The sequence below is a fragment of the Erythrobacter litoralis genome (assembly GCF_001719165.1).
GTDB classification, from domain to species: domain Bacteria; phylum Pseudomonadota; class Alphaproteobacteria; order Sphingomonadales; family Sphingomonadaceae; genus Erythrobacter; species Erythrobacter litoralis.
The window spans coordinates 2,997,772-3,022,329 of sequence record NZ_CP017057.1 but is presented as its reverse complement, the minus strand read 5'-3'; the positions used below and the strand labels follow the sequence as shown (position 1 = coordinate 3,022,329).

Here is a 24,558-nt window from a genome sequence, read left to right as displayed (position 1 = left end):
CCCGCCGTTCAGCGCGGCGGGCGGCGAAAGCGCACCACGTTGCGCGGCAGGCGTCCGGGGGCGGCGCGCAGGCGCCTTTCATCGAGCGCGTAGCGCAGGCTCGCTGCGACCATCACCGCCGACACGCCGAGGATCAGTCCAGCCCAGACCCAGTGCGGCAGGCCCAACGCGGCCTCGATCTGGCCGGTATCGGACAGCATCGCGCGTCCGGCGATCACGGTGCGTTCGGTGAACAGGTAATCGAAATCGCGCAGCATGCTCATCGCGCCGAGCACGCCGAGGAATTGCAACGTGAAGCGCACGAAACCGGCTGGCGCGCGCCATGCGATGAGGCCCAGCAGCGCCGCGACCAGCGGGAGGACGATCACGCCGACCGTCGATCGGACATAGATCGCGACCGAGAGCACGATCGCCCCGGCGGTCAGCCAGAGCGCCGGGCGCCAGATGCGTGCGTGGGCGCTCGCCACGATCAGGACCGCGCCCGCGAGGCTCGGCGCGAGCGGTCCCCCCGCTGCGATCGCGGCATGGGTCAGGCGCGAGGCGTCGTTCGCAACGAGGCTTTCGGCGACGCCCGATCCGTTGGCATAGATGACGAGCCGCTCGAAATCCTGTCCGAACAGGACCGCGGTGAGGCCGTGGCCCATTTCGTGAAACCATGTCGTGAGGATGACGAAGGGATAGATGAGATAGGTGCCGAAGGGCAGCGCGGGCAGCGCGATCACGACGATCACCGCGAGAAACAGGCGGCCCACCATTTCGGCCTGGCTGCCGGGCTGGACGAGCGAGCGCATGCGTCAGATCCCGATCGGCGTGCTGTCATCGGCCTCGCTTGCGCCGGCTTCGGCCTTCTTCGGTCGCTTTGTTCGCGGGGCCCTGCCGTCGGGCCCGACGCGCGGGCCGTATCGCGCCCGCGCCTCGGCCGTCTGGGCGCGCTGTTCCTGCAGGATCGACCAGGTCGCAAGGAACAGCCCGGCGACCAGCGGGCCGAGCACGATGCCCGAAAAGCCCGTCAGGCTGATCCCGCCGAGCGTCGTGATGAGCACGATCCAGTCGGGAATGCCCGTGTCCCGGCCGACCAGGATCGGACGCAGCACGTTGTCGGCGGAACTGACGATGACGAACCCGGAAAACAGCACCAGCAGGCCCTGCCAGAGGCTCCCGTCGAACAGCAGCCAGACGCCTACCGGGCCCCAGACGACGACCGTACCGACCACCGGGATGAGCGAGAATATCGCCGTGATCACGCCCAGCAGCAGGGCCGAGGGCACGCCCGCGATGACGAAGGTGAGCCCGGCGAGCGTTCCCTGGACGATGCCGACCACGACCGATCCCTTGATCGTGGCGCGCACGATGCCGAGGAAACGGTCCGCCAGCCGGTCGGCGATGTCGCGCTTGACGGGGGCGGAATGGAGGATCGTCTCCCCGATCCGCGTCCCGTCGCGCAGCAGGAAGAAGATCACGTAAAGCGCAAGGGCGAAGGACAGCATGAAACTGAGTGCGCCGCCCCCGATCGAGACCGCCTGCTGTGCGATGAAGCCCGCGCTTTCGCCGAGCACCGCCTGGAGCCGTTCCTGCACCGCGGCGAGATTGGTCCAGCCACGCTCGTCCACCGCTTCGCGAAGCGTTTCGGGCAGCATGCCGTAGACCCAGTCGAAGGTCTGCGCGAGATCGATCGGCTGTTCCTGCAGACGCGCGATGAGGCCGAGCGCCTGCTCGACGACCATCGAGCCGATCCACAGGGCCGGAACGAGCACCGCGAAAAAGATGATCAGAAGCGAAAGCGAGGCGGCCATGTTGCGTCGGCCTCGCGTGACTTTGAGCGACCAGCGATAGAGCGGCTGGAACATGATAGCGGCGAGCGCGGCCCACAGCAGCGGGGTCGCAAAGGGCCATGCGATCACCGTCAGCATGATCGTGACCCCGGCGAGGATCAGCAGGAAGCTCGCCTGTTCGAGATCGAGAGTGGGGCGTGGCTCGCTCGGCATGGGGGTGATGTCGCCCCTTATGGCGCGCAGATCAAGCGCGGCGATACGCCCCGGGCAGCGCGCCCGTCAGACATCGAGGTTCGCCACGTTCAGGGCATTGTCCTGGATGAATTCACGGCGCGGCTCGACGATGTCGCCCATCAGGCGGGTGAAGATCTCGTCGGTGACGTCGGCGTCCTCGACCTTGACCTGCAGGAGCGCGCGGTTTTCCGGGTCGAGCGTGGTTTCCCAGAGCTGTTCGGCGTTCATTTCGCCAAGGCCCTTGTAACGCTGCACCGAAAGCCCCTTGCGCCCGGCGGCGAGGATCGCGTCGAGCAGCTGGGTCGGGCGGTTGATCGCATCGTCCGCGTCGCGGGTCAGTTCCTCGACCCCTGCATCATCGGTGGGGACATCGTCGGTCGGTGTCTCCTCGTTACCGCCCGCATCGCCCGCCTTCACCAGCCGCACCGGCGCGGCATAGGTTTCCGCCTGCGCCATGGCGAGTGCGTGGAGCTTGTGCGCTTCGGTGCTGGAGAGGAAACGGCCGTCGACTTCGTGCACGTCGGTGACCCCGCGCCAAAGGCGCAAGAACTGGACCTTGCCGTCCTCGATCATGCGCGCGGACCACGTCGTATCGGGATCGCTGGCCTGCAGGCGCTTTGCGGTTGCCTGCAGCTTGTCCTCGCGCGCGCCATCGGAAAGCTGCGGGTCAAGCGCGCCCGACAGCGCCATCTGTTCGACCAGCGCCGGATCGTAGCGGCGCGGCACGAAGGCCATCAGGTTGCGCAGCCGCAGCGCATGTTCGACCAGCTGGCGCAGATCCTCACCGGAACGCGCTCCGCCGACTGTTTCGAGCACGCGGCCATGCAGGCCCCCATCGACGAGATAGCGGTCAAGTGCCCCCTGGTCCTTGAGGTAGACCTCGCTCCTGCCCTTGGCGACCTTGTAGAGCGGCGGCTGGGCGATGAAGAGGTGCCCGGCCTTGATGATCTCGGGCATCTGGCGGTGGAAGAAGGTGAGCAGCAATGTACGGATATGCGCGCCGTCCACGTCGGCGTCGGTCATGATGACGATCTTGTGATAGCGCAGCTTTTCAAGGTCGAATTCATCCCGGATGCCGGTCCCCATCGCCTGGATCAGCGTGCCGACCTCCTTCGACGAGATGATCCGGTCGAACCGGGCGCGTTCCACGTTCAGGATCTTGCCCTTCAAGGGCAGGATCGCCTGCGTCTTGCGGTCGCGGCCCTGCTTGGCCGAGCCACCGGCCGAATCGCCCTCGACCAGGAACAGTTCGGCCTTGGTCGCGTCGCGCTCCTGGCAATCGGCGAGCTTGCCCGGCAGGCTCGCGACGCTCATCGCGCCCTTGCGGCTCATCTCGCGCGCGCGCCTCGCGGCCTCGCGCGCGGCGGCGGCATCGATGATCTTCTGGATGATCGCCTTGGCGTCAGCCGGGTTCTCTTCCAGCCATTCGGTCATCTTCTCGCCCATGAGCGATTCCAGCGGCTGGCGGACTTCGGAAGAAACCAGCTTGTCCTTGGTCTGGCTGCCGAACTTGGGATCGGGCAGTTTCACGCTGACGATGGCGGTCAGGCCTTCGCGCATGTCCTCGCCCGTCAGGCTGACCTTCTCCTTCTTCAGCAGCCCTTCGCGGTCGGCGTAATTGTTGAGAGTGCGGGTCAGCGCGGCGCGGAAGGCGGCAAGGTGTGTGCCCCCATCGCGCTGCGGGATGTTGTTGGTGAAGGTGAGGACGTTCTCGTAATAGCTGTCGTTCCACTGCAGCGCGACATCGATGCCGATGCCGTCCTTGTCGGCCGACACCGCGATCGGTTCGGGCACGAGCGGTTGCTTGTTGCGGTCGAGATATTTCACGAAGGCCGCGATCCCGCCTTCGTAGAACAGGTCGTGTTCGAGCACCTCTTCGTGGCGCCGGTCGCGCAGCAGGATGCGCACGCCCGAATTGAGGAAGGCGAGTTCGCGGTAGCGGTGTTCGAGCTTGTCGAAATCGAATTCGGTGACGTTCTTGAAGGTATCGCCCGATGCCTTGAAGGTGACGCGGGTGCCTTTTTTCAGGCCGTTGTCATCGCCGTTGCTGTCGACCGGCGGAGCATCGCCGCGCACTTCGAGCGAATTGACCGCATTGCCGTGCTCGAAGCGCATCCAGTGTTCCTTGCCGTCCCGCCAGATGACGAGTTCGAGCCATTCGGATAGCGCGTTGACCACCGACACGCCGACGCCGTGAAGGCCGCCGGAGACCTTGTAGGCGTTGTCGTCCGACGTGTTTTCGAACTTTCCGCCCGCGTGCAGCTGGGTCATGATGACCTCGGCCGCCGAGACGCCTTCTTCCTTGTGCATGTCGACGGGAATGCCGCGACCGTTGTCCTCGACGCTGACGCTGCCGTCCGGGTTGAGTTCGATCAGCACGAGGTCGCAATGCCCGGCCAGCGCCTCGTCGATGGCGTTGTCGGAAACCTCGAAAACCATGTGGTGCAGGCCCGATCCGTCATCGGTGTCGCCGATATACATGCCGGGACGCTTGCGCACGGCGTCTAGACCCTTGAGGACCTTGATCGAATCCGCCCCGTATTCGCCGTTCTGGCGGGGTTTTTCTGGTGCGGCGGGGGGTGTTTCAGGCGTGTTTTCGTCCATGCCGATTATATAGGCGCTGGACGGGGAAAACCCAAACCTTTGCGCCGTTTCGGCAAAGTCTTTTCCACCGCCTGGCGGCAGGCTTCACAGCCCCTTGCGAAAGCGCACCTCGCCTTTCCACGCGGCGCCATGGAAACCAGGCGCGATCATCGCGCGCGTCGCCTCGTCGAACTGGGTCGCGTGGCACTGCGCGGCCTTGCCTGCGGCAGTCAGGTCCGTGTCTTCATAGCGATGGCTCACGGGCGCGAGATCGGGCGAGGTCAGCGACCATCCCTGCGCGGCGAGTTGTGGAGGAAGCGGCGCGTTGACGAGCGCGGGATAAAGCAGCGCGGGTCGCGTGTCGGCGCTAAGCGACTGGAGATGCTGCGTGACGAGCGCGCTCACCATGCGGTGGTCGCCGTGACCATAGCCGCCGTCCGGCCCCCAGGTGATGACCGTATCGGGCCGGGCGGCGCGCAGGACGGCGGAAAACTGGTCTGCGAAGCGCTCCGCCGGGCTACCGTGCGCGCGCGGCCTGTCGGTCAGCGTGCCGTCAGCGATGTCGTCGAGAAAGCGGATCCGCGCACCCAGGGCCTTGCCTGCGCATTCGGCCTCGGCACGGCGCGCCCGGCCAAGCGCCTCGCCCGGTTCGAAATCGCTCACCCCCGGACCGGCATCGCCGCTGGTGGCGTAAAGCACGCTGACCCGCGCTCCTTTGCGTGCTGCCGCCGCGATCGCCGGCGCGATCACCAGCTCGTCATCGGGATGGGCAAGCACGACGAGGATCGTGCCTTCGGCCTCTTGCGAGGCGGTATCAGCAAAGTCAGCGGTCTGCGCCGTCACCGCCCCGGCGAATACAGTGGCAAGCGCGGGCAATGCCCTCACCGCGATTATTTGCGCCCTCATGGTCCTCTCCTCTTGCGGCCCGATCCCATAATCGCCGTGGCTGGTAAAGCCGTACCGCCGTGCCCATCCGGAACGAATGAGCGCGGGTCTTGCGGCGTCGCGGCGGGCGGCTAATGCTCGCCTCATGGAGAGAGACATCATGCAGGCCCGCCTTGCCGAACCTTTCGGCTCGTTCCCCGACATCCTGATGGATTGGTGCCGTGCGCAGCCGGACGCCATCGCGCTCATCGACGATCACCGCGATGTCGCCTGGGCGGAGCTGGTCGGCCTTGTCGAGAGGCTCGCCGCGCGGCTGGTCGAGACGGGGCTCGGGCGGGGGCAATCGGTGGCTATCCTTGGCACGAGCAGCGTCGAATACGCGCTCGTCTTCCTCGCCGCGGTGCGCGCCGGGGGCGTTGCGGCCCCGCTCACGACGAGCGCCTCGCCTGACCAGCTTGCGGGCATGGCGAAGGATTCGGGCGCGCGGCATCTTTTCATCGATGCGGGCAAGGCAGCCGAGCTCGGCCCCGATTTCATGGCTGATATGATCCGCGTGCCGCTTGAGGAGGTCGAGCAATGGATGGCGCCGCCAGGCTCGCGCGCCCCCGCATTCGAGCCCGGGCCGGGCGATCCGTTCAACATCATCTATTCCTCGGGGACCACCGGCATCCCCAAGGGGATCGTCCATTCCCACCAGATGCGCTGGCGGCAATTCGCGGCGACGGCATTGTCCTATCTCGGCGCGGGACTGGAGGTGCGCTCGCTCGCCTCGACCCCGCTCTATTCGAACACCACCATGGTCGCATTTCTGCCTGTCCTGCTTGCGGGCGGGACGGTGCGGATCATGGGCAAGTTCGATGCCGCGCGCTGGCTCGGTCATGCCGAGGCCGACCGGACGACGGTGACGATGCTGGTGCCGGTGCAATACCAGCGGCTGATGGATTTCGATCGGCTGGTCGAATTCGACCTCTCCAGCCTTGCGCTCAAATACTGCACCTCCGCGCCGTTCTCGCCCGAACTCAAGCGCGAAGTGCTCGCCCGGATGCCGGGCGGATTGGTCGAGATCTATTCGATGACCGAAGGCGGGGTGGTGTGCCTGCTTCCCGCGCACGAATTTCCCGACAAGCTGCACACGGTCGGCCGCCCCGCGCCGGGGAGCGAACTCAAGGTGCTCGACGATGAGGACAACGAGGTGCCGCCCGGTACGCCGGGCAATCTCGTCGGCCGGTCGCAGACCATGATGAGCGGCTACAAGAACCGTCCCGACAAGACATCGGAGGCGCAATGGAAAGACCCTGCGACCGGCGAAGTGTGGATGCGCATGGGCGATGTCGGGCGGGTCGATGAAGACGGTTTCGTCGAATTGGTCGGGCGCGCCAAGGACATGATCATCTCGGGCGGCTTCAACATCTACCCCAGCGACCTTGAAGCCCAGCTGATGGTTGAGCCCGACGTGCTCGAGGCGGCGGTGGTCGGCGCGGCCTCGCGGCGCTGGGGCGAAAGCCCGGTCGCATTCGTGCGGCTGGCGGACGGCGCACGTGAGCCCGAGGTGATCCGGGCGGCGGTCAATGAACGGCTCGGCAAGACCCAGCGCCTAGCCGCGCTGCACCCGATCGCGGAAATGCCGCGCAGCCATATCGGCAAGCTGTTGAAGAGCGACCTGCGCGAAATCGCCGAGCGGCTGGGCGGGATCGAATAGGCCTGCGAGAATTACGCCTTCAAGAACCACGAAAGCGCGCGCCGCCGGTGGCGACGCGCGCTTTGTCATGGTTCGGGTTTCGGCGCTTTCCGCTGCGACAGGGCCTGCTCAGACTAGAATCGTGTTGAGGGTCGTGCCGGTGATTGCGAGCGCGAGGACGAACGCGATCATCTTTTCCTGGATGGAACCCATGGTTTTGCTCCTTCGAATGGTGCCGGGGACGCGAGCCTTTCCGGCCCGGCGTCAGAGGGAAGATAGGGGCGAAAGGATAATAATATTATCCTTTCAAGCATGGAAATTACCACTCACCGCAATCGAAAAAACCGATGCTGCGGCGCCGGAATGGGCGCCGCCGTTTGTCCGTATGCGGGTCAGCGGTGGGAGACGCGGCCGCCGTTCGGGGGGAGGGGGAATGGGGCGGCCGCGTCTCGCTCGCTGATGGCGGGTCCGGCGGGACGAAGGCGGTTGGATGGCCGCGGGGATGCGCTCGGGGAAAGCGCTCGGCGATCCGTTCTTGACCGTTCCTTCGCCTCACATGGCAGCCGGGCGTGGGGAACGCCGTATCAACCTTGCGCGCGCAGGGCGGTCCTGGAAGTGACCGGCGCCATGCCGCATTGCGCATGTCGGACTGCCTGCCGGGGCCAGCAGACTGGCTCCTTGCGGCCATGTTTGGTCCGCGACTGAAGCCTTGCACAGCGGCGAGGAGGAGAGAGGAGCCTCACCGTGCTGCGCCGCCCAGATGGCGCTCGATTGCGCGAAACACAAATGCGAAAATGGGTAATTATATTGCTATTATTGCAATCTATCGAACAGCCACCTGAACTTTAAGCATTGCCCTTCGCACATGCAAAACGGCCGCCGGACGGGGTCCGGCGGCCGCTTGCGTGTGCCTGGATGCGGGGAAGGCGCGCTCAGTTGGCGGCGATTTCCCGGCCACGGCGCGCTTCGGCAGCGGCGACCCGCTCGACTTCGGCGAGCGCGGCGGTGCGGGCTTCCCTGACGCACTTTTCATCGACCAGCGGGCCGACGACATAGGCCGGACGCGAAGGCAGCGTGCAGGCGCGGCGCAGCTGGGCATCGACGCGCTGTTCGAGCACGGCGCGGTCTTCCGCCTTGGCAAGGTCGAGATCGTCGTAGGCGATGCGCACGGTGACGACTTCTTCGGTGCCCTGCGGGGCGGCGACGGCCGGCGCGGAACCAAGGGTGGAAACGGTGGCGAGAGCGATCAGGGGAAGAGCAAAACGCATGGGTCAAGTTCCTTAGTCTGGAGAGGGTTCGATGCCGCTGACCGGCATTCAGTTGCTGTTTGAAACTATGGTGCACTGCACAAGATCATTTCGCAAATGCGAAAACCTCCAAAAAGGTTCCAATCTTTGCAACTGGCCGATGCAGTTTTCGCGGGAACCTTTTGGCGCACACGCCAGGGCCCTCGCGCGGAGCCGGCTTGGGCAGGGTGCAGATGCATCCGGGCTTCGTGCATGCTGGACAGTTGCCGCGTGCACGGACTAACTGCGCGCCATGCAGGACCATGCCAGCCACGCCGCACCGGATTCGATCCTAATCGTCGATTTCGGAAGTCAGGTGACCCAGCTCATCGCGCGCCGCGTGCGCGAGGCCGGGGTCTATTCCGAAATCGCCCCCTTCACCCAGGCCGAGGAAGCCTTCGAGCGCCTTTCGCCCAAGGGGATCATCCTGTCCGGTTCGCCGGCGAGCGTTCCCGACGAAGGTTCCCCCCGCGCGCCCGATGCCCTGTTCGAGGCGGGCGTGCCGATCCTCGGCATCTGCTATGGCCAGCAGGTCATGACCAAGCAGTTGGGCGGCGAGGTCCGGCCCGGCCATGAAACGGGGGAAGGCGGCGAATTCGGCCGCGCCTTTCTAACCGTCACGAAGGATTGCGCCCTGTTCGACGGGCTCTGGGCCGAGGGCGAACGCCACCAGGTCTGGATGAGCCACGGCGACAAGGTCACCGAGTTCGCCCCCGGTTTCGAAATCGTCGCGACCAGCGACGGCGCGCCCTTCGCGGTGATCGCGGATGAAAGCCGCAAGCTCTACGGCACCCAGTTTCACCCCGAGGTCGTCCACACGCCTGACGGGGGCAAACTGCTCGCCAATTTCGTGCGCCATGTCTGCGGCCTCGCTGGCGACTGGACCATGGCCGAGTTCCGCAAGACCAAGATCGAGGAAATCCGCGCACAGGTCGGCGACGGCAAGGTCATCTGCGGCCTTTCCGGCGGGGTCGATTCGGCGGTCGCGGCAGTGCTCATCCACGAAGCGATCGGCGACCAGCTCACCTGCGTCTTCGTCGATCATGGCCTGATGCGCATGAACGAGGCCGAGCAGGTCGTCAGCCTGTTCCGCGATTCGTACAACATCCCGCTCGTCGCAGTGGATGCGGAGGACGCCTTCCTCTCCGGCCTTGCCGGCGTCACCGATCCCGAAGCCAAGCGCAAGTTCATCGGCAAGGCCTTCATCGACCTGTTCGAGGCCGAGGCCAAAAAGATCGGCGGGGCCGATTTCCTCGCCCAGGGCACGCTCTACCCGGACGTGATCGAAAGCGTCAGCTTCACCGGGGGCCCCTCAGTGACGATCAAGAGCCACCACAATGTCGGCGGCCTGCCCGAACGCATGAACATGAAACTGGTCGAACCCTTGCGCGAATTGTTCAAGGACGAGGTCCGCGAACTCGGCCGCGAGCTCGGCCTGCCCGAAGCCTTCGTCGGACGCCACCCATTTCCCGGACCGGGCCTTGCGATCCGCATTCCGGGCGAGATCACCAAGGAGCGCTGCGACATCCTGCGCAAGGCGGACGCGATCTATCTCGAGGAAATCCGAAATGCCGGGCTTTACGACGCGATCTGGCAGGCCTTCGCCGTGCTGCTCCCGGTCAAGACCGTGGGCGTGATGGGCGACGGGCGGACCTATGACAGCGTGTGCGGCCTGCGCGCCGTCACCTCGACCGACGGTATGACGGCGGATGTCTATCCCTTCGACGCGGGTTTCCTGACGCAGGTCGCAACGCGGATCGTCAACGAGGTCAAGGGCATCAACCGCGTGGTCTACGACATCACGTCGAAGCCGCCGGGCACGATCGAGTGGGAATGAAGCGATCCTTCGCAACCATCGCGCCCAATCGGCGTTTGTCTGACACAGTTCCAACGGGGGAACCGACATGAACCGAATTACCAGCTCGACCGCCTACGCGCTCGCCGCGCCCGCGATCCTTGCGCTTGCCGCCTGCGGACAGCAGTCCGAGGACTCTCCGCCCGCCAATACCGGCGAGTGGCAGATCGTCCCCGACGCCTCGCGCCTTGCCTATGTCTCGGTCAAATCGGGCGAAGTGCTCGAAACCAATCGCTTCACCGGCCTGTCGGGCTCGGTCAGCGAAAACGGCACGGCGACGGTGACGATTGACCTGTCATCGCTCGAGACCGGTGTCGACATCCGCAATGAACGCATGCGCGATCTGTTCTTCGAGATTTCCGACTATCCGACCGCGACCATAACCGCCGCGATCGACCCCGCCGCCTTCGCCGACCTTTCGGTGGGCGAGACGACGGTCCAGCCCCTTGATGCGACCTTGTCGCTCAAGGGGGTCGAAGGCCGGATCGAAACGCAGGTCGACGTCACCCGCACCGGGCCCGACCGGGTAGTCGCTATGTCGAGCGAGCCCGTGATCGTCTATGCCGACGCCTTCGGACTGGGCGAGGGGATCGAGCAGCTCCGCGAGATTGCCGGCCTTGAGTCGATCACTCCGGCCGTGCCGGTCACATTCGCGCTGACGTTCGAGCGCACGCGATAGGCTCCGGCGGACCGGGGCGGGCCCGGTTTTGACCCGCATCAATGCGCGCCTCCGAATCGCGCTGCACTCTCCTCTTCGTTTCCTGAACGTGAGGAGGGCGAGACGATGCTCAAAATCGCACTTGTTTTGTTTCCCGTGATCGCGACGACCCTGATGGGGGTCGCGGTGGTTGCCGTGCTGACGATGGACATCCAAGCGGGCATGCAACCGATAGCGCTGGCGGCTCTGGCCGCATTCGCGCTGTCGGTTCCAGCGTCCTGGTTCATCGCGCGGCAGGTGCCGGGCGTCGGCAAGACCTGACGACCGGCCTTGGCCGAGCGCTTGCGCGGGGGCGAGCGCTCGGCCATTCCTCGCGCTGCCATGCAGCTCGATCTCGGCCCCGATCCCCGCACCGACCGCCTGCGCCGGATACAGGCCGCGCTCATCGCGCGCTTCGGCCGGATCGTGCGTCCGCCGGAAAAGCGCCGCTCGCCCGAATGGGTGCTGGTTCATGGCGTGATCGGGGCGCAGACGAAGACCGCCGCGTCCAACGCCTCGACCGACGCGCTTCTCGCCGAATACGGATCGTGGGAAGCGGTCGCGGCCGCCCCCGCGGCCGATCTCGAACGGCGGCTGCAGCGTCAGACTTTCCCCAGCGTCGCGGCGGCGCGATTGAAGGCCTGCCTCTGCGCGATCATCGCCGAACGCGGGAGCGTCGATCTCAGGCATCTCTCCAACCTTCCGACCGAGGACGCGATCGCCTGGCTCGAGCGCCTGCCCGGCGTCGCGCGCAAGAACAGCGCGGGGGTGATGAATGCGAGCACGTTCGAGCGCCGCGCCATGGTGATCGACGGGCATCATCGCCGGATCATGGAGCGCACCGGCATCGTGCCTGCCAGAGCCGACACGGCGAAGACCTTCGACACGCTCATGCCGATTGTCCCGACCGAATGGAGCAGCGCCGACATGGACGAACACCACCTGCTATTGAAGAAGCTCGGTCAGACATTCTGTCGTCCGCGCACGCCGCAATGCCGCGACTGCCCGGTCAGCGGGGATTGCGACACCGCGCGCGGCGGTGCATGAGCGCGGCCCGGAAGAGGAGACGAGCGCCGATGAAATGGGAAGACCAGTTCGCCGAGGATTTCGACCGCGACGAGAGCGAGCGTAAAGGCAGGTCGCGCAGCGTGACGGTCGGCTGGACGGTGCGTTTCCCCCAGGGATCGGACGCGATCTGGGCTCCGCCCAAACCCTTTACCCGCAACGACCCGAAACCCGCTTCGGCGAAGTCGGTGCAGGTCTGCCCGGCCGCGATCGATTTCGACCGGCGCCATTTCGTCATTCCCTGCCCGATCGACATCACGCTTTCGGTCATGCGCGGGCCCAACGGGCAATTGCAGCTTGCCGACATGGACGGCGAGAAATCCGCGATGCGGCCGCAGGGGCGCAATTCGATGATGATGCTCCACCCGCAATCCGAATGGCGCCACCCGGAACGCCCGATCATCCAGATCGTGGCGCCCTATGTCTTCGTTGCGGACGAACCGTGCTATGTCGTCCAGACCGCGCCCTATCTCGATTGGTTTCCGACCCCGCGACCGGGCCTCATGATGGGCGGACGCTTTCCGGTCCACATCTGGCCGCGCCCCTTGAGCTGGGGCTTCGAATGGCACGACGTCTCAAAGCCGCTCGTGCTCAAGCGCGGCGAGCCCTGGTTCTATGTCCGCTTCGAGACCGAGAACCCGGCGGCGCATGTCCGGCTGGTCGAGCAGGAAATGACCGAGGACCTGTCGACCTACATCGATTCGATCATCGACGTATCGAACTACGTCAACAAGACCTATTCGCTGTTCGGCGAGGCGCGGCGCATGCGGCCCGACAGGCTGGTCAAGCCCAAGGAGTGACGGGAACCGCGCGCCTGCCTGTTCGGTTCTCGGGGCATGAGCACCATCATCAGGCTGATCGTCAGGGATTATGGCTGGATTCATCGCGGCATGTGGCTGGCGGGGAATCTCGCCTTCGTTGTCGGAAGCGTGCTGTTCCTGCCGCGCTTCGAGCCGTGGAAGGTGACGGGGGTTTGGCTCTTCATCATCGGTGCGGCGCTGATGTTCGTCGGCGCGCTCGGCCAGTTCCTCGTCAACCGGTTCGAGCACAAGCATGATCGACGATAGCGGGGTCGAGGAGGTTTACCGGCGCCTCGCCGAAGCCATGCCGGGCCGCACGAAAGGGGCAAAGGGGCCGAAGGGCCAGCCGGACGCCTTTCGTTCGTGCATTTCCTGCATGCTGTCCGCGCAATCGCTCGATCGCAACACGGCGGCCGCGACGAAGGCGCTTTTCGAGCTGGCGAAAACGCCCGAGGCAATGCTCGCGCTCGAAGACGAGGCGATCGCCGCCGCGATCAAGCCCTGCGTCCTCTACAACATGAAGACGAAGAACATCCGCAAGTTCTGCACGGCCCTGATCGAGGAGCATGACGGCGTTGTGCCCGACACGCGCGAAGGGCTCCTCTCGCTTCACGGCATCGGTAGGAAATGCGCCGACATCGTGCTGAGCTTCACTTTCGGCAAGGACGTGATCGCGGTCGACACCCATGTACACCGGGTCTGCAACCGGATCGGTCTGACCGAGGCGAAGACGGCGGAAAGGACCGCGCAGCAGCTTGAAGAGCGCAGCCCACAATGGGCCATGGCCGACGGGCATTTCTGGCTGATCCAGTTCGGCAAGAAGGTGTGCCGCTCGCGCGTGCCGAAATGCGACATCTGCGTGGTGCAGGACATGTGCGAATGGTATGCCGCCCGCGAGGATGGTCCCGGCTGACAGGCGGGGGGACCAGAGGCGGGGGGCGCGAGTGCGGCGGATCGGGGCGATACTACTGTGGTCGGCGGTGGCAGCGGCCTTTATCGGCCCGGGCACCGTCACCACCGCCGCGAGCGCAGGGGCTTCGCATGGCGCGGCGCTGATATGGGCGGTGCTTTTTTCGGTCCTGGCGACATTCGTGCTGCAGGAAGCCGCCGCAAGGCTGACCATCGCCAGCGGGAGCGACCTTGCCGAAGTCCTGCACCGGCGTTTCCCGAGCGGCTGGAAGCGCGCGCTCACGATCGTGCTCGCGGGCGGGGCGGTCGTCATCGGCAGCATCGCTTATGAAGCGGGCAACATCCTTGGCGGCGTCGCTGGCGTCGCGCTCGGGGTCGACTTGCCCGGGCCTGTGCTGACGGCAGGGCTCGGGGCCATGGCGGCGCTGCTGCTCGCCGCCGGATCGCCCGCCCGGATCGCGCGCCTGCTCGCCGCGCTGGTGGCGATGATGGGAGCGGGTTTCCTGTTCACCGCATATGTCCTCGCCCCAAGCATGGCCGAGATCGCCGCGGCGCTGGCGACACCGTCCATTCCCGAGGGCGCGGCGCTGACCGTGGTCGCGCTGATCGGGACGACGGTGGTGCCCTACAACCTGTTCCTGGGATCGAGCCTCGCGCGCGGGGCGAGCCTTGCCGACAGCCGCTTCGGGCTTGGCGTGGCGGTCGGGCTCGGCGGGCTCATCACGCTCGCGATCATGATCGTCGGTTCGGCGCTCGACGGGGATTTCTCTTTCGATCGGCTGGAAGCGCTGCTTGCGGCGAGGCTCGGCGCATGGGCGGGAACGGGCCTTGCGCTCGGCCTGTTCGCGGCCGGACTGTCCTCGGCTGTGACCGCGCCGCTCGCTGCCGCGCTCACGGTGCGCGGGCTGTTTGCCGATGCGGACGACCCGCGCTGGTCGGCGAGCGGCTGGCGTTTTCGCGGGGTCTGGATCGCGGTGCTAGGCATCGGGATCGCTTTCGGGATGGCGGAGGTTCGCCCGGTCCCTGCGATCCTTCTGGCGCAGGCGCTCAACGGGCTTTTGCTGCCGGTGGTGGCGGTGTTCCTGATGCTGGCGATGCGCGACCGCGCGCTGCTCGGCGAAGCGGCGAGCGGCCCGCTAGGCGCGGCGGCGATGGTAGCGGTAACGGGAATCGCCCTGCTGCTGGGCGCGGTTTCGCTCTTGAGGGTGTTCGGCGCTCTCACCGGGTGATGGCTGACGCTACGGCGTCCGGGGACCGCGAAAGGCGTGCTTGCACATGGCCCGCGATTGCGCTTGGTTCCCGCGCGAACGCCAGATTCGAACGGGAGACACATCCATGAAAACCGCCATCACCGAAATGTTCGGCATCGAGCACCCCATCATCCAGGGCGGCATGCATTATGTCGGGTTCGCCGAAATGGCGGCGGCGGTATCGAATGCGGGCGGGCTCGGGATCATCACCGGGCTGACGCAGGGCACTCCGGAAAAGCTCGCCAATGAAATCGCGCGCTGCAAGGGCATGACCGACAAACCGTTTGGCGTGAACCTTACCATCCTGCCGACGCTGACCCCGCCCGATTACCCCGGGCTGGTCAAGGCGGTGATCGAAGGCGGTGTTCCGGTGGTCGAGACGGCGGGGCGCAACCCGGTCGAACTCCTCGGTCCGCTCAAGGATGCGGGGATCAAGGTCATCCACAAATGCACCAGCGTCCGCCATTCCCTGAAGGCGCAGGAAATCGGCTGCGACGCGGTGAGCGTTGACGGATTCGAATGCGGGGGGCATCCGGGCGAGGACGACGTGCCGAACTTCATCCTCCTTCCGCGCGCGGCCGATGAACTCGAAATCCCGTTCGTATCAAGCGGCGGCATGGCCGACGGGCGCAGCCTCGTCGCCTCCCTCGCGATGGGCGCTCAGGGCATGAACATGGGAACGCGCTTCATTGCGACCAAGGAAGCGCCCGTGCACGAAAACGTGAAGCGCGCCATCGTCGAGGCGAGCGAACTCGACACCCGCCTCGTCATGCGCCCGCTCCGCAACACCGAAAGGGTGATGACCAACGACGCGGTCGAGCGCCTGCTCGAGAAGGAAAAGGAACTCGGCGACAAGATCACGATCCAGGACATCCTGCCCGAGGTCGCCGGGGTCTATCCCGCGATCATGATGGAGGGAGAAATGGACAAGGGCGCCTGGAGCTGCGGCATGGTCGCCGGGCTGATCCACGACATTCCGACCTGCAAGGAACTGATCGACCGCATCATGGGCGAGGCCGAGGCGATCCTTGCGCGGATGAACGCGATGGCCGGGGCGAAGGGCGGAGCGAGCGTCGCGGCCTGATCGGCGCGCGGCGGATCAGGCGGCGCTGTCATCCTCCGTCGCTTCGTCACCGGCATCATCGACGCGGGTATAGGGGATGAAATCCTCGAAGAAGACCGCGCCGGTGAAGAACCCGAGGATCCTGTCGGCGGTCGTCATCACGTCCTGGCGGCACAGTTCGCTCGCCATGAAACGGCGCGAGACAAGGATGTCATTGTTGTTGATGTCATCGGGATTGGCGGTGCGCTGGACGTAGATCGTCCTGCCCCGGCCATAGACATACGCGGTCTTGTCGATCGTCACCATGCGCTGGTTCGGGATCACCCGGATGCAATTGACCGGCTCGCCCGCGACCCGGCCTTCGAGCATCCTGGCAAGGCGCTTTTCTCCCTTGGTCATTTCTTCCGCGCCATCCTCCTCGGCGCCATCATCGGCTGCGCTGTCCTGCGCGCTGGCGGCAATGGGAGCGGCAATCGCCAGCGCGGCGCCGGCGACAAGCCCTGCGACGAGTCCACCGAAGCGGCGCGGCGCGATGCGGGTCGAAGAAGCGGGGCGGCGGGTCATGATATCGGTCTCCTCAAACATGCCGGCGCTTATGCCACACCATGCCTGAACCCGTCATGAGCGCGCTTTGCGCGGGGGCGCGAAAGCCTATTCGTATTCGAGCGTGACGGTGAATTCGCCGCGATAGATGCCCGAGGGCTGATTCGCCCCGACCCGCAGCCGCCCGACGATGGTGAAGGCAAAGAAGCCATCCGGATTGGCGATGCGGAACCGGCGCGGATTGGTGCGAATCTGGATCGGCGGGCGGCTGCCGATCGCGACCTGGTCGAGCCGCATGGTCTCGGTCCCGCCTTCGCGGGTCAGCAGGTAGCTGTTGCGGTCGACATTGATCAGCAGCGTCTGGTTGAAGGTCCCGTAGCCCCAGAACCGGGCGGGCAGCGGGTTGCCGCCCGCGGCCGTGACCCCGCCGGTGGTCGTCATGTTCCCGTCCACATCCATGGTCACCGTCCCGGCCGTGCCGCTGGCGATGATCTGTCCGAAATCGAGATCGGTGTCCTTGACGAAGGAGAGCGGGGTGACGACCAGCGTGCGCGCATCGCTCGAGCCGGTGCTGTCCTGCGCATAGGCCGGCCCGCCGATCATCGCCGCGAGCACGGCGCACGATGTCGCGAGCGCTAAGCGCCCCCGAGTGAAAATCCTGGTCATACTGGCCTCGCCCTGGTCCTTGCGTGGTCGGGGCGGTGTTAGCGGCAAGGCATTAACAATGCTTTGAACCCGGGCCCGGCCCTGATTGCGCGAGGCCAGACCATGGCGCGAAAAGCCCGTGTCGCGGCGATTAGCCGCTGTCGCCTAACTCCCTTGCGGAAGAATCTCCGCCGATCAGCGGTGGCCCGGATCGGCGCCTTCGTTGATGTCGGGCAGGCTTGCCTGGTCGACTCCGTCGGCCGGCCCGCCCTTCAGCACGAAACGGCGATCGCAATAGCCGCAATCGACATAGCCATGCTCGTCGATCTCGAGATAGATGCGCGGATGGCCGAGCGCGGCGGGACGGTATCCGGCGCCGCCGCGAATGCCGCTCGACCCGTCGCAGCTCACGCGGCGCGTATCGACCAGCAGGACTTCGGGAGGGGGGGTGTTCATGGCGCTCCCGTATAACAGCTTTTCGGCAAGCTCAATCGCCCATCGTGCTTCCGGCGGCCCTTGCCTTGCCGGGAGTGATCTTTCATGGGCTGAAGCCATGCCCTCAGAGCCCGCCATCCGCATCGAGAACCTCGCCAAGCGCTATGCTCCGCCGGGGGGCATCAAGGGCGCCAAGAGCGCGGAGGAATCCGAGGGCAAGCTCGCTCTCGCCGGGGTCAGCTTCGATGTGCCCGAAGGCTCGATCTTCGGGCTGCTGGGGCCGAACGGGGCGGGCAAGTCGACGCTCATCAACATCCTTGCAGGGCTGGTCAACAAGACCTCCGGCCAAGCCGAGATCTGGGGCTTCGACATCGACGAGCATCGCCGCAATGCGAGCCGCGCGATCGGGATCGTGCCGCAGGAAATCGTCTTCGACCCGTTCTTCACGCCGTTCGAGGTGCTGGAAAACCAGGGCGGCTTCTACGGCATCCCCAAGGCCCGGCGGCGCAGCATGGAACTGCTCGAGGCGGTGCGCCTCGCGGACAAGCGCAATGCCTATGCCCGCACTTTGTCGGGCGGCATGAAAAGACGGCTGCTGGTGGCGAAGGCGATGGTGCATTCCCCGCCGATCCTCGTCCTCGACGAACCGACTGCGGGGGTCGACGTCGAACTGAGGCGGCAATTGTGGGAACTTGTCACCGAACTCAATCGCGAGGGCGTGACCGTGGTGCTGACCACGCATTACCTCGAGGAGGCCGAGGAATTGTGCGACCGCATCGCGATCATCAATAACGGCCAGCTGATCGCAAACAAGCCGACCCGCGAACTGGTCGAAATGGCGCGCGAGAAGGTCGTCGCGGTCACCGTCACGGGCGAGTTGTCGCAGGCCCCCTCGCACGAGGCATTCGCCCGCGCCGAACTGACCGGTGGCCACTCGGTCGAGATCACCTATGACAAGGACCGCCTGAGCGCGGGCCAGGTTCTCGCCATCCTGCAGGAACAGGGATTGCGCATCGAGGACGTGACGACACGCGAGGCGGATCTTGAGGATGTCTTCGTCCAGCTGACCGGGACGGGCGTCTGAGCGCATGCGCGCAGGCCCTTGCTCCGCGCCCGTTTGCGCGTCAAAGCGACGAGGATGAACGAAGCGAAAGCAGCCGGCGGCCGATCGGATGTCACGGAACACGACATTCCGCCCCACGACGTGATCGTGATCGGGTCGGGCGCGGCCGGACTGACCGCCGCTCTCGAACTGGCCGAGACGAAGCGGGTGCTCGTGCTCGCCAAGGGATCGCTCACTGGCGGGTCGACCGCCTGGGCGCAGGGCGGGATCGCAGCCGTTCTCGATGCGGGCGACACGTTCGAAAACCACGTGCGCGACACGATGGTGGCGGGCGCGGGATTGAACGACCGCGAGGCGGTGGAATTCGTGATCGAGCGTGCGCCCGGCAGCATCGACCGGCTGTGCGAACTCGGCGTCCCCTTCAACCGCGACGCCGATGCGCTCCATCTGACCCGCGAGGGCGGCCATTCGCATCGCCGGATCGTCCATGTCGACGATGCGACCGGCTGGGCGGTGCAGGACGCGCTGCTGACGGCGGCGCAGGCGAACGACAACATCACGCTCCTGCCTGGGCGCACCTGCATCGATTTCATCACCGATCGCCACCGCGAACATTATTCCGGCGCGGGTCATGTCTGGGGCGTCTATGCGCTGAACGAGGACACGGGCCGGGTCGAACGCCACGTCGCGCGGGCCACCGTGCTCGCGAGCGGCGGGGCGGGGCGCTGCTACCTCTTTTCCACCGCCCCGCGCGGCGCGACCGGCGATGGCATAGCGATGGCGTGGCGGGCGGGGGCGCGCGTCTCCAACATGGAGATGATGCAGTTCCACCCGACCTGCCTCTACAATCTCGACGTCAAGAACTTCCTCATCACCGAGGCCGTGCGCGGCGAAGGCGGGCGGCTGATCAATCCGCGCACCGGCAAGCGATTCATGACCTATTACGACCCCGAGCGCATGGAGCTCGCACCGCGCGACGTGGTGGCGCGCGCGATCGATGCCGAGATCAAGCGCTTCGGCCTCGACTATGTCCATCTCGACATCAGCCACGAGGCCCCGGATTTCGTCCGCAGCCACTTCCCGACCATCCACGAAAAGCTCCTTGGCCTCGGCATCGACATGACGAAAGAGCCGATTCCCGTCGTGCCCGCGCAGCATTACACCTGCGGCGGGGTGGTGGTGGACCTCTATGCCCGCACCGACCTGCCGGGCCTTTGGGCGGCGGGCGAATGCACCGAAAGCGGGCTGCACGGCGCGAACCGGCTCGCGTCCAATTCCCTCCTCGAATGCTTCGTCTTCGGCGAGGCGGCGGCCAGCGACATCCTCACCATGTGGGACGAACTCGACGAACCGCCTGCAATCCTGCCGTGGGATGAAAGCCGCGTGACCGATTCCGACGAAGAGGTCGTCATCAAGCAGAACTGGACCGAGATCCGCCGCTTCATGTGGAACTATGTCGGCATCGTGCGGACGACCAAGCGCCTCGAACGCGCCGCGCACCGGATCGAACTGCTGAAGCGCGAGGTCGAGGATTATTACGGAAGCTTCCGCGTCACGACCGACCTTATTGAACTGCGCAACCTGCTGCAGGCGGCGGAACTGATCGTGAAAAGCGCGCTCCACCGCAAGGAGAGCCGGGGGCTGCATTACACGCTGGATTACCTGGAGACGGCGGAGGAGCCGCGGGACACGGTGCTGGTACCGTGACAGGTATCCCCGCGAACGCTCGGTCCGGGAGCGTTCAAGCGGCATGCAGGAAAGGAAGGATATCTCTTTCGATCATGCGCAAGTATTGCCTGTCTTTCGTGCTCGCGGCTCTTGCCGCCCCCCTCGCCGCGCAGGACACCGCGTCGCCGTCCGAAAACTCCATCCTCGTCACCGCGCAGCGTTCCGGCGCGCCGATGTGGACGATCGACACGGACACCGGCGCGATCATCCTCGTCGGAGAGATTCGCGCCGTGCCCGAGGCGACGCCGTGGCGGCCCGACCGGCTCGAGGAGGCGGTGGGGGAATCGCAAAGGGTCATCCTGCGCTCGCGGCCCAAATTCTCGCCGGGCGATTTCTTCCGCGTGATGTTTCGCGCCGGGCGCTTTCTCAAGCTGCCTGACAAGACGGTGGCGGGCGACTACCTCGACGCCGAGCAGCGCGCCCGGCTCGCCGCGCTCGAGGCGAAATACGACAAGGACTACGACCGCTCCTCCTTCCTCATCACCGCGTTCAACCTGCTCGCCCGCCAGCTCGATTTCGACGACGACACATTGGACGATGCGACCGAGGTGGTCGAGGAATCCGCCGAGGATGCGGACGTCGAAATCATCCGCCCGCCGCGGTTTCGGGGTGAGGATCTGCTCGACAGCCTGTCCGAAGCCGACCCGCGCACGCAGATCCCCTGCCTCGAAGCGGCCATGACCGCCGCCGAGGCGGGGCCGGAGATCATCGAGGCGCGGGGCAATGCGTGGCGGCGGTTCGACATTCCCGGCGTGATGCAGAACCCCCTCGAGGTCGCGCTCGGATCATGCTGGCCCTGGGCCGATCCGCAACTGGGCGAGGAAATCCGCGGTATCTGGGTCGAATCGATCACCCAGGCAATGGGCGAGGACGGAGTAAGCGTCGCAGTCGTCCCCCTGCGCGTGCTGGCCGAGCCGGAGGGCGTGCTCGACATGCTCGAAGGGGAAGGCGCGATCATCATGGGGCCGGACTGGCGGAGCGAGTGAACCTTGCGCTCTCTGCGCTCGTCGAGAGCGGTGTGTCATTTATCGTCGACAGATAGGGTTCCAGCGAAATAAAACGTCGCTCGGCGATCTTTCGTTGATTGATCCGTGCGACGTGCGAGATTCATTGTTGACGTCACGGCGTCCGGTGAAACGGAGGCGCGACGTCGGATCGACCATTGCCGCCGACGCTTGCGGGTATGGGCTGATGCCCTGCTGCTCGACGCTGAACGGCCGATCCTCCTGAACGAACCGAGGAGGATGATCCAATGACCCGATATACCTACAAACCCCTGCGGCATCTCGCCGTCCCCGTTCTCGCGCTCGGCCTTTCGCTGCCGATGGTCGCTTCACCGGCGCTGGCCGGCGACCAGGAGCAGATCGAGGTCACGTCCAAGAGCGAAATGAAGCGCTGGCAGGACAAGGCGACGCGCAAGCTCAACAATGCGCTGCGCCAGGCGCCCGGTCGCCACAGCGTCGTGCCCGGAAACGGTATAGTGCAGATCGCTTTCCGCATGGGCGCTGACGGGCGGCCAGAACAGTTGGAGGTCCATTCCAACAGCGCCGACTGGAAGGCGGAGAGAATGGCGAAATACGCGGTGAAGCGGCTCGGCAACATTTCCGACGTGCCGGTCGGCAACGCGGACGGTGCGCGCTTCGTGGCGAACATCATCTTCGCCGCCGACCAAATCCAGCACAAGGAGCTCAAGCTTGCGCTTGCCAGGTCCGAGCGCGCCCGGCTCGCTGCCGGTGAGGCGGAGAGCGAGACGATCGTTCTCGGGGGTTAGCAGCCCCTTCCCCCTGACGCCGACAACCGGCTGGAGCGGCCGTCCCTCCTCTCCGGGCAACCCGCCCGGGGCAGGCAGGGGCGGCTCGCGCGCAGGTGGAGCGCTTGCGCCGGCGGGTGCGCGCCGATAGGCACATGGCAACCGAGCCCTGCATACGGACCAGCCATGCCCGCGATCACCACGCCCAATACGCAAATCGAGCTTTTCTACGAGGATCACGGCGACCCCGCGCATCCGCCGATCCTGCTGGTGATGGGACTTGGTGCGCAGCTGACCTTGTGGCCGGACGAATTCGTCGAGGCGCTGGTGCAACGCGGTTTTCGCGTCATCCGTTTCGACAATCGCGATATCGGGCTTTCACAGAAGATGGCGGGCGAGCGGCCGCCCAAGGTGGTGTGGCAGGTGCTGTGGACGAAGCTCGGCTTTCCCCCGCGCGTGCCCTACACGCTCACCGACATGGCCGACGACGCGGCCGGGCTGCTCGATGCGCTGGCGATCGATCACGCGCATGTCGTGGGCGCCTCGATGGGCGGGATGATCGCGCAGCTGATGGCGGTGCACCATCCCGAACGCCTGCTTTCGCTCACGTCGATCTTCTCGACCACGGGCAATCCGAAACTGCCCCAGGCGGAAAAACACGCGATGGAGGCGCTCACCGCGCCGCTGAAGTCGCTCGAGGAGGAGGCGGTCGTCGCCCACGGCATGCGGGTCCAGCGCGCGATCGGCAGTCCGGCCTATCGGCCGAGCGATGAAAAACTGCGCGAACGGGTGCTGAAAACGGTCCGTCGCAGCGTCTATCCCGACGGCCTGCCACGCCAGCTCGCGGCGATCATCGAGGATGGCGACCGGCGCGGGCGACTCGGCGCGGTCACCGCGCCGACGCTGGTGCTGCACGGCGAGGACGATCCGCTGGTCAAGGTCGAGGCGGGGGAGGATACCGCCATGGCGATCCCGGGCGCACGGCTGGTCACGATCCCCGGCTGGGGGCACGATCTGCCTCTCGAACTGACGGACCGGCTTGCGCAAGAGATCGCCGCTCACGCGAAGGCCGCCTGATCGACGGCAAGACTATCGCCGGATAAATCGCCGCGCCTGCTTGCCGCCCGGTCGCCCATGGGGAATCACTGGCATCATGGCGATTCTTTCCGACAAGTGGATCCGCGAGCAGGCGCTCGAAAATGGCATGATCGAGCCTTTCGTCGAGGCGCAGCGGCGCGAAGGCTGCATCTCCTACGGCCTGTCCTCCTACGGCTATGACGCGCGCGTCGCGCCCGAGTTCAAGATCTTCACCAATGTCGACAGCGCGATCGTCGATCCGAAACAGTTCGATGCAAACAGCTTCGTCGACCGCGAGACCGACGTCTGCGTGATCCCGCCCAATTCCTTCGCGCTTGCCCGCACGGTCGAATATTTCCGCGTGCCCGAGGACGTGCTGGTCATCTGCCTTGGCAAGAGCACCTATGCGCGCTGCGGGATCATCGTGAACGTCACCCCGCTGGAGCCGGGCTGGGAGGGGCACGTGACGCTGGAATTCTCTAACACCACCCCGCTGCCCGCGCGCATCTATGCCAATGAAGGCGCGTGCCAGTTCCTGTTCCTGAAAGGCAACGAACGCTGCGAGACGAGCTACAAGGACCGCGCGGGCAAATACATGGGCCAGCGCGGTGTGACGCTGCCGCGTCTTTAGAGCCTAAGCGCCGATCTGCAGCATCGCAGGCGCTTTCGACCCAGCATCCGTTGGTCAGCCTGGTGACGACTATCTAGGCCGGCTAGCGGCCCGAAGCCGTCCGACGAATCCGGATTGTGCGTCGGCTCACCTCGATTGGTTCCTCATCCTCCGGAATCAGATCGGGCCGGTAGTTGCGCGGCGCTCCGACCCGCAGACCCATGGCCGCGAATTCATTCCATGTTGCATTCTGGAGCGGCCGTTCGAAGCGGATGCCGGCCCAAGCGCCCCTCTGCCAGAGAACCTTGCCTGCGAGATCATGGCCGCGGCACGACAGACGCACCTTGTCTCCCGTCTTCGGGGTGTCGGTCGTCTCTATCAGCGCTCCGCCCTCCGAGATGTCCCTGACGCGCACGGCGAGCGTGCCCTCGGCCCCTTCAAGCGTGCCGTCGATGAGCACCCGTACCCGCTTGGGTTTCCGCTTCGGTTTCGTAATCAGCATCGCCGACCTCCGTTGCCCGGCGCAAGTTTCCAACCCTTACCTTTAATTATCTTTAACGCACCCCGGAGGCGCTCTTTTCGCAACGTTCCGGGGCGCTTGCGGCAAGCATTCTCACTGGACAAGGTTAA

At 65.7% G+C, this 24,558-nt stretch carries 25 protein-coding genes; 16 read left to right on the top strand and 9 right to left on the bottom strand.

What is annotated here, in order from left to right; translation table 11 throughout:
• Window positions 1-8: 8 nt before the first annotated feature.
• From Ga0102493_RS14400 to Ga0102493_RS14385, 4 genes are all read right to left on the bottom strand, one after another.
• Window positions 9-791, bottom strand: coding sequence for a M50 family metallopeptidase (locus tag Ga0102493_RS14400; RefSeq protein ID WP_034902191.1), 783 nt, complete (start codon window positions 789-791; stop codon window positions 9-11).
• A gap of 3 nt (window positions 792-794) precedes the next feature.
• Window positions 795-1,985 carry an AI-2E family transporter gene (locus Ga0102493_RS14395; RefSeq protein ID WP_051697762.1) on the bottom strand — a complete coding sequence of 397 codons (1,191 nt, stop codon included), beginning with the start codon at window positions 1,983-1,985 and terminating at the stop codon, window positions 795-797.
• A gap of 66 nt (window positions 1,986-2,051) precedes the next feature.
• Window positions 2,052-4,610: a DNA topoisomerase (ATP-hydrolyzing) subunit B gene (gene gyrB, locus Ga0102493_RS14390; protein ID WP_034902187.1), complete on the bottom strand. Its 2,559-nt coding sequence runs from the start codon at window positions 4,608-4,610 to the stop codon at window positions 2,052-2,054.
• Between the two features lie 84 nt (window positions 4,611-4,694).
• A complete protein-coding gene (locus tag Ga0102493_RS14385) occupies window positions 4,695-5,495 on the bottom strand; it encodes a PIG-L family deacetylase (RefSeq protein ID WP_069297568.1) in 801 nt (266 codons plus the stop codon).
• 124 nt (window positions 5,496-5,619) lie between these two features.
• Here Ga0102493_RS14385 and Ga0102493_RS14380 point away from each other — a divergent pair, with 124 nt between their 5' ends.
• Window positions 5,620-7,173: a class I adenylate-forming enzyme family protein gene (locus tag Ga0102493_RS14380; protein ID WP_236922244.1), complete on the top strand. Its 1,554-nt coding sequence runs from the start codon at window positions 5,620-5,622 to the stop codon at window positions 7,171-7,173.
• A 911-nt stretch (window positions 7,174-8,084) separates the two neighbouring features.
• Here Ga0102493_RS14380 and Ga0102493_RS14375 read toward each other — a convergent pair.
• Window positions 8,085-8,420, bottom strand: a complete 336-nt coding sequence (locus tag Ga0102493_RS14375) for a UrcA family protein (protein ID WP_034902186.1) — start codon at window positions 8,418-8,420, stop codon at window positions 8,085-8,087.
• 271 nt (window positions 8,421-8,691) lie between these two features.
• On the opposite strand from Ga0102493_RS14375, the gene guaA reads away from it, so the two are divergent.
• From guaA to Ga0102493_RS14330, 9 genes are all read left to right on the top strand, one after another.
• The gene (gene guaA / locus Ga0102493_RS14370) at window positions 8,692-10,275 is read left to right on the top strand and encodes a glutamine-hydrolyzing GMP synthase (protein ID WP_034902183.1); all 1,584 of its coding nucleotides are present in this window, start codon (window positions 8,692-8,694) and stop codon (window positions 10,273-10,275) included.
• Between the two features lie 67 nt (window positions 10,276-10,342).
• Window positions 10,343-10,972, top strand: coding sequence for a YceI family protein (locus Ga0102493_RS14365; RefSeq protein ID WP_051697758.1), 630 nt, complete (start codon window positions 10,343-10,345; stop codon window positions 10,970-10,972).
• Window positions 10,973-11,077: 105 nt separating this feature from the next.
• On the top strand, window positions 11,078-11,272 hold the full coding sequence (locus Ga0102493_RS14360; RefSeq protein ID WP_034902181.1) for a hypothetical protein: 195 nt from the start codon (window positions 11,078-11,080) through the stop codon (window positions 11,270-11,272).
• Window positions 11,273-11,281: 9 nt separating this feature from the next.
• Entirely contained in the window at window positions 11,282-12,037 is a 756-nt protein-coding gene (locus Ga0102493_RS14355) for an endonuclease III domain-containing protein (RefSeq protein ID WP_236922243.1), read from the top strand.
• 29 nt (window positions 12,038-12,066) lie between these two features.
• Window positions 12,067-12,855 (top strand): hypothetical protein, encoded by a 789-nt coding sequence (locus tag Ga0102493_RS14350; RefSeq protein WP_034902178.1) that lies wholly within the window; start codon window positions 12,067-12,069, stop codon window positions 12,853-12,855.
• 36 nt (window positions 12,856-12,891) lie between these two features.
• Window positions 12,892-13,122, top strand: a complete 231-nt coding sequence (locus tag Ga0102493_RS14345; RefSeq protein WP_034902176.1) for a YrhK family protein — start codon at window positions 12,892-12,894, stop codon at window positions 13,120-13,122.
• Window positions 13,109-13,768 carry an endonuclease III domain-containing protein gene (locus Ga0102493_RS14340; protein ID WP_034902174.1) on the top strand — a complete coding sequence of 220 codons (660 nt, stop codon included), beginning with the start codon at window positions 13,109-13,111 and terminating at the stop codon, window positions 13,766-13,768. The genes Ga0102493_RS14345 and Ga0102493_RS14340 overlap by 14 nt, the downstream gene beginning before the upstream one ends.
• A gap of 31 nt (window positions 13,769-13,799) precedes the next feature.
• The gene (locus tag Ga0102493_RS14335) at window positions 13,800-14,993 is read left to right on the top strand and encodes an NRAMP family divalent metal transporter (RefSeq protein WP_081845574.1); all 1,194 of its coding nucleotides are present in this window, start codon (window positions 13,800-13,802) and stop codon (window positions 14,991-14,993) included.
• 106 nt (window positions 14,994-15,099) lie between these two features.
• A complete protein-coding gene (locus Ga0102493_RS14330; RefSeq protein WP_034902172.1) occupies window positions 15,100-16,098 on the top strand; it encodes an NAD(P)H-dependent flavin oxidoreductase in 999 nt (332 codons plus the stop codon).
• A gap of 15 nt (window positions 16,099-16,113) precedes the next feature.
• On the opposite strand, the gene Ga0102493_RS14325 is transcribed toward Ga0102493_RS14330, so the two are convergent.
• The 3 genes from Ga0102493_RS14325 to Ga0102493_RS14315 form a co-directional block, all read right to left on the bottom strand.
• On the bottom strand, window positions 16,114-16,641 hold the full coding sequence (locus Ga0102493_RS14325; RefSeq protein ID WP_236922242.1) for a hypothetical protein: 528 nt from the start codon (window positions 16,639-16,641) through the stop codon (window positions 16,114-16,116).
• Window positions 16,642-16,728: 87 nt separating this feature from the next.
• On the bottom strand, window positions 16,729-17,286 hold the full coding sequence (locus Ga0102493_RS14320; protein ID WP_069297567.1) for a DUF4402 domain-containing protein: 558 nt from the start codon (window positions 17,284-17,286) through the stop codon (window positions 16,729-16,731).
• A gap of 174 nt (window positions 17,287-17,460) precedes the next feature.
• Window positions 17,461-17,721, bottom strand: coding sequence for a zinc-finger domain-containing protein (locus Ga0102493_RS14315; protein WP_034902169.1), 261 nt, complete (start codon window positions 17,719-17,721; stop codon window positions 17,461-17,463).
• 97 nt (window positions 17,722-17,818) lie between these two features.
• Between Ga0102493_RS14315 and Ga0102493_RS14310 the strand changes: the two genes are divergently transcribed.
• From Ga0102493_RS14310 to dcd, 6 genes are all read left to right on the top strand, one after another.
• Window positions 17,819-18,784 (top strand): ABC transporter ATP-binding protein, encoded by a 966-nt coding sequence (locus Ga0102493_RS14310; protein ID WP_034902168.1) that lies wholly within the window; start codon window positions 17,819-17,821, stop codon window positions 18,782-18,784.
• Between the two features lie 54 nt (window positions 18,785-18,838).
• Window positions 18,839-20,470, top strand: coding sequence for an L-aspartate oxidase (nadB, locus tag Ga0102493_RS14305; protein ID WP_051697753.1), 1,632 nt, complete (start codon window positions 18,839-18,841; stop codon window positions 20,468-20,470).
• A 74-nt stretch (window positions 20,471-20,544) separates the two neighbouring features.
• Window positions 20,545-21,477 (top strand): TraB/GumN family protein, encoded by a 933-nt coding sequence (locus tag Ga0102493_RS14300; protein ID WP_034902167.1) that lies wholly within the window; start codon window positions 20,545-20,547, stop codon window positions 21,475-21,477.
• 266 nt (window positions 21,478-21,743) lie between these two features.
• Window positions 21,744-22,262 carry a hypothetical protein gene (locus tag Ga0102493_RS14295; RefSeq protein WP_034902166.1) on the top strand — a complete coding sequence of 173 codons (519 nt, stop codon included), beginning with the start codon at window positions 21,744-21,746 and terminating at the stop codon, window positions 22,260-22,262.
• 165 nt (window positions 22,263-22,427) lie between these two features.
• Window positions 22,428-23,318, top strand: a complete 891-nt coding sequence (locus Ga0102493_RS14290) for an alpha/beta fold hydrolase (protein WP_034902165.1) — start codon at window positions 22,428-22,430, stop codon at window positions 23,316-23,318.
• A 76-nt stretch (window positions 23,319-23,394) separates the two neighbouring features.
• Window positions 23,395-23,949 carry a dCTP deaminase gene (gene dcd, locus Ga0102493_RS14285; RefSeq protein WP_034902164.1) on the top strand — a complete coding sequence of 185 codons (555 nt, stop codon included), beginning with the start codon at window positions 23,395-23,397 and terminating at the stop codon, window positions 23,947-23,949.
• Window positions 23,950-24,031: 82 nt separating this feature from the next.
• On the opposite strand, the gene Ga0102493_RS14280 is transcribed toward dcd, so the two are convergent.
• Complete coding sequence (locus tag Ga0102493_RS14280) at window positions 24,032-24,388, bottom strand: PilZ domain-containing protein (RefSeq protein WP_161490077.1); 357 nt, start codon at window positions 24,386-24,388, stop codon at window positions 24,032-24,034.
• Between the last annotated feature and the right edge of the window lie 170 nt (window positions 24,389-24,558).

Bases quoted from the DNA above. Each gene is read 5' to 3' on its own strand.
- Ga0102493_RS14400 (WP_034902191.1), bottom strand. From the start codon at position 791: ATGCGCTCGCTCGTCCAGCCCGGCAGCCAGGCCGAAATGGTGGGCCGC.
- Ga0102493_RS14395 (WP_051697762.1), bottom strand. From the start codon at position 1,985: ATGCCGAGCGAGCCACGCCCCACTCTCGATCTCGAACAGGCGAGCTTC.
- gyrB (WP_034902187.1), bottom strand. From the start codon at position 4,610: ATGGACGAAAACACGCCTGAAACACCCCCCGCCGCACCAGAAAAACCC.
- Ga0102493_RS14385 (WP_069297568.1), bottom strand. From the start codon at position 5,495: ATGAGGGCGCAAATAATCGCGGTGAGGGCATTGCCCGCGCTTGCCACT.
- Ga0102493_RS14380 (WP_236922244.1), top strand. From the start codon at position 5,620: ATGGAGAGAGACATCATGCAGGCCCGCCTTGCCGAACCTTTCGGCTCG.
- Ga0102493_RS14375 (WP_034902186.1), bottom strand. From the start codon at position 8,420: ATGCGTTTTGCTCTTCCCCTGATCGCTCTCGCCACCGTTTCCACCCTT.
- guaA (WP_034902183.1), top strand. From the start codon at position 8,692: ATGCAGGACCATGCCAGCCACGCCGCACCGGATTCGATCCTAATCGTC.
- Ga0102493_RS14365 (WP_051697758.1), top strand. From the start codon at position 10,343: ATGAACCGAATTACCAGCTCGACCGCCTACGCGCTCGCCGCGCCCGCG.
- Ga0102493_RS14360 (WP_034902181.1), top strand. From the start codon at position 11,078: ATGCTCAAAATCGCACTTGTTTTGTTTCCCGTGATCGCGACGACCCTG.
- Ga0102493_RS14350 (WP_034902178.1), top strand. From the start codon at position 12,067: ATGAAATGGGAAGACCAGTTCGCCGAGGATTTCGACCGCGACGAGAGC.
- Ga0102493_RS14345 (WP_034902176.1), top strand. From the start codon at position 12,892: ATGAGCACCATCATCAGGCTGATCGTCAGGGATTATGGCTGGATTCAT.
- Ga0102493_RS14340 (WP_034902174.1), top strand. From the start codon at position 13,109: ATGATCGACGATAGCGGGGTCGAGGAGGTTTACCGGCGCCTCGCCGAA.
- Ga0102493_RS14330 (WP_034902172.1), top strand. From the start codon at position 15,100: ATGAAAACCGCCATCACCGAAATGTTCGGCATCGAGCACCCCATCATC.
- Ga0102493_RS14325 (WP_236922242.1), bottom strand. From the start codon at position 16,641: ATGACCCGCCGCCCCGCTTCTTCGACCCGCATCGCGCCGCGCCGCTTC.
- Ga0102493_RS14320 (WP_069297567.1), bottom strand. From the start codon at position 17,286: ATGACCAGGATTTTCACTCGGGGGCGCTTAGCGCTCGCGACATCGTGC.
- Ga0102493_RS14315 (WP_034902169.1), bottom strand. From the start codon at position 17,721: ATGAACACCCCCCCTCCCGAAGTCCTGCTGGTCGATACGCGCCGCGTG.
- Ga0102493_RS14310 (WP_034902168.1), top strand. From the start codon at position 17,819: ATGCCCTCAGAGCCCGCCATCCGCATCGAGAACCTCGCCAAGCGCTAT.
- nadB (WP_051697753.1), top strand. From the start codon at position 18,839: ATGAACGAAGCGAAAGCAGCCGGCGGCCGATCGGATGTCACGGAACAC.
- Ga0102493_RS14300 (WP_034902167.1), top strand. From the start codon at position 20,545: ATGCGCAAGTATTGCCTGTCTTTCGTGCTCGCGGCTCTTGCCGCCCCC.
- Ga0102493_RS14295 (WP_034902166.1), top strand. From the start codon at position 21,744: ATGACCCGATATACCTACAAACCCCTGCGGCATCTCGCCGTCCCCGTT.
- Ga0102493_RS14290 (WP_034902165.1), top strand. From the start codon at position 22,428: ATGCCCGCGATCACCACGCCCAATACGCAAATCGAGCTTTTCTACGAG.
- dcd (WP_034902164.1), top strand. From the start codon at position 23,395: ATGGCGATTCTTTCCGACAAGTGGATCCGCGAGCAGGCGCTCGAAAAT.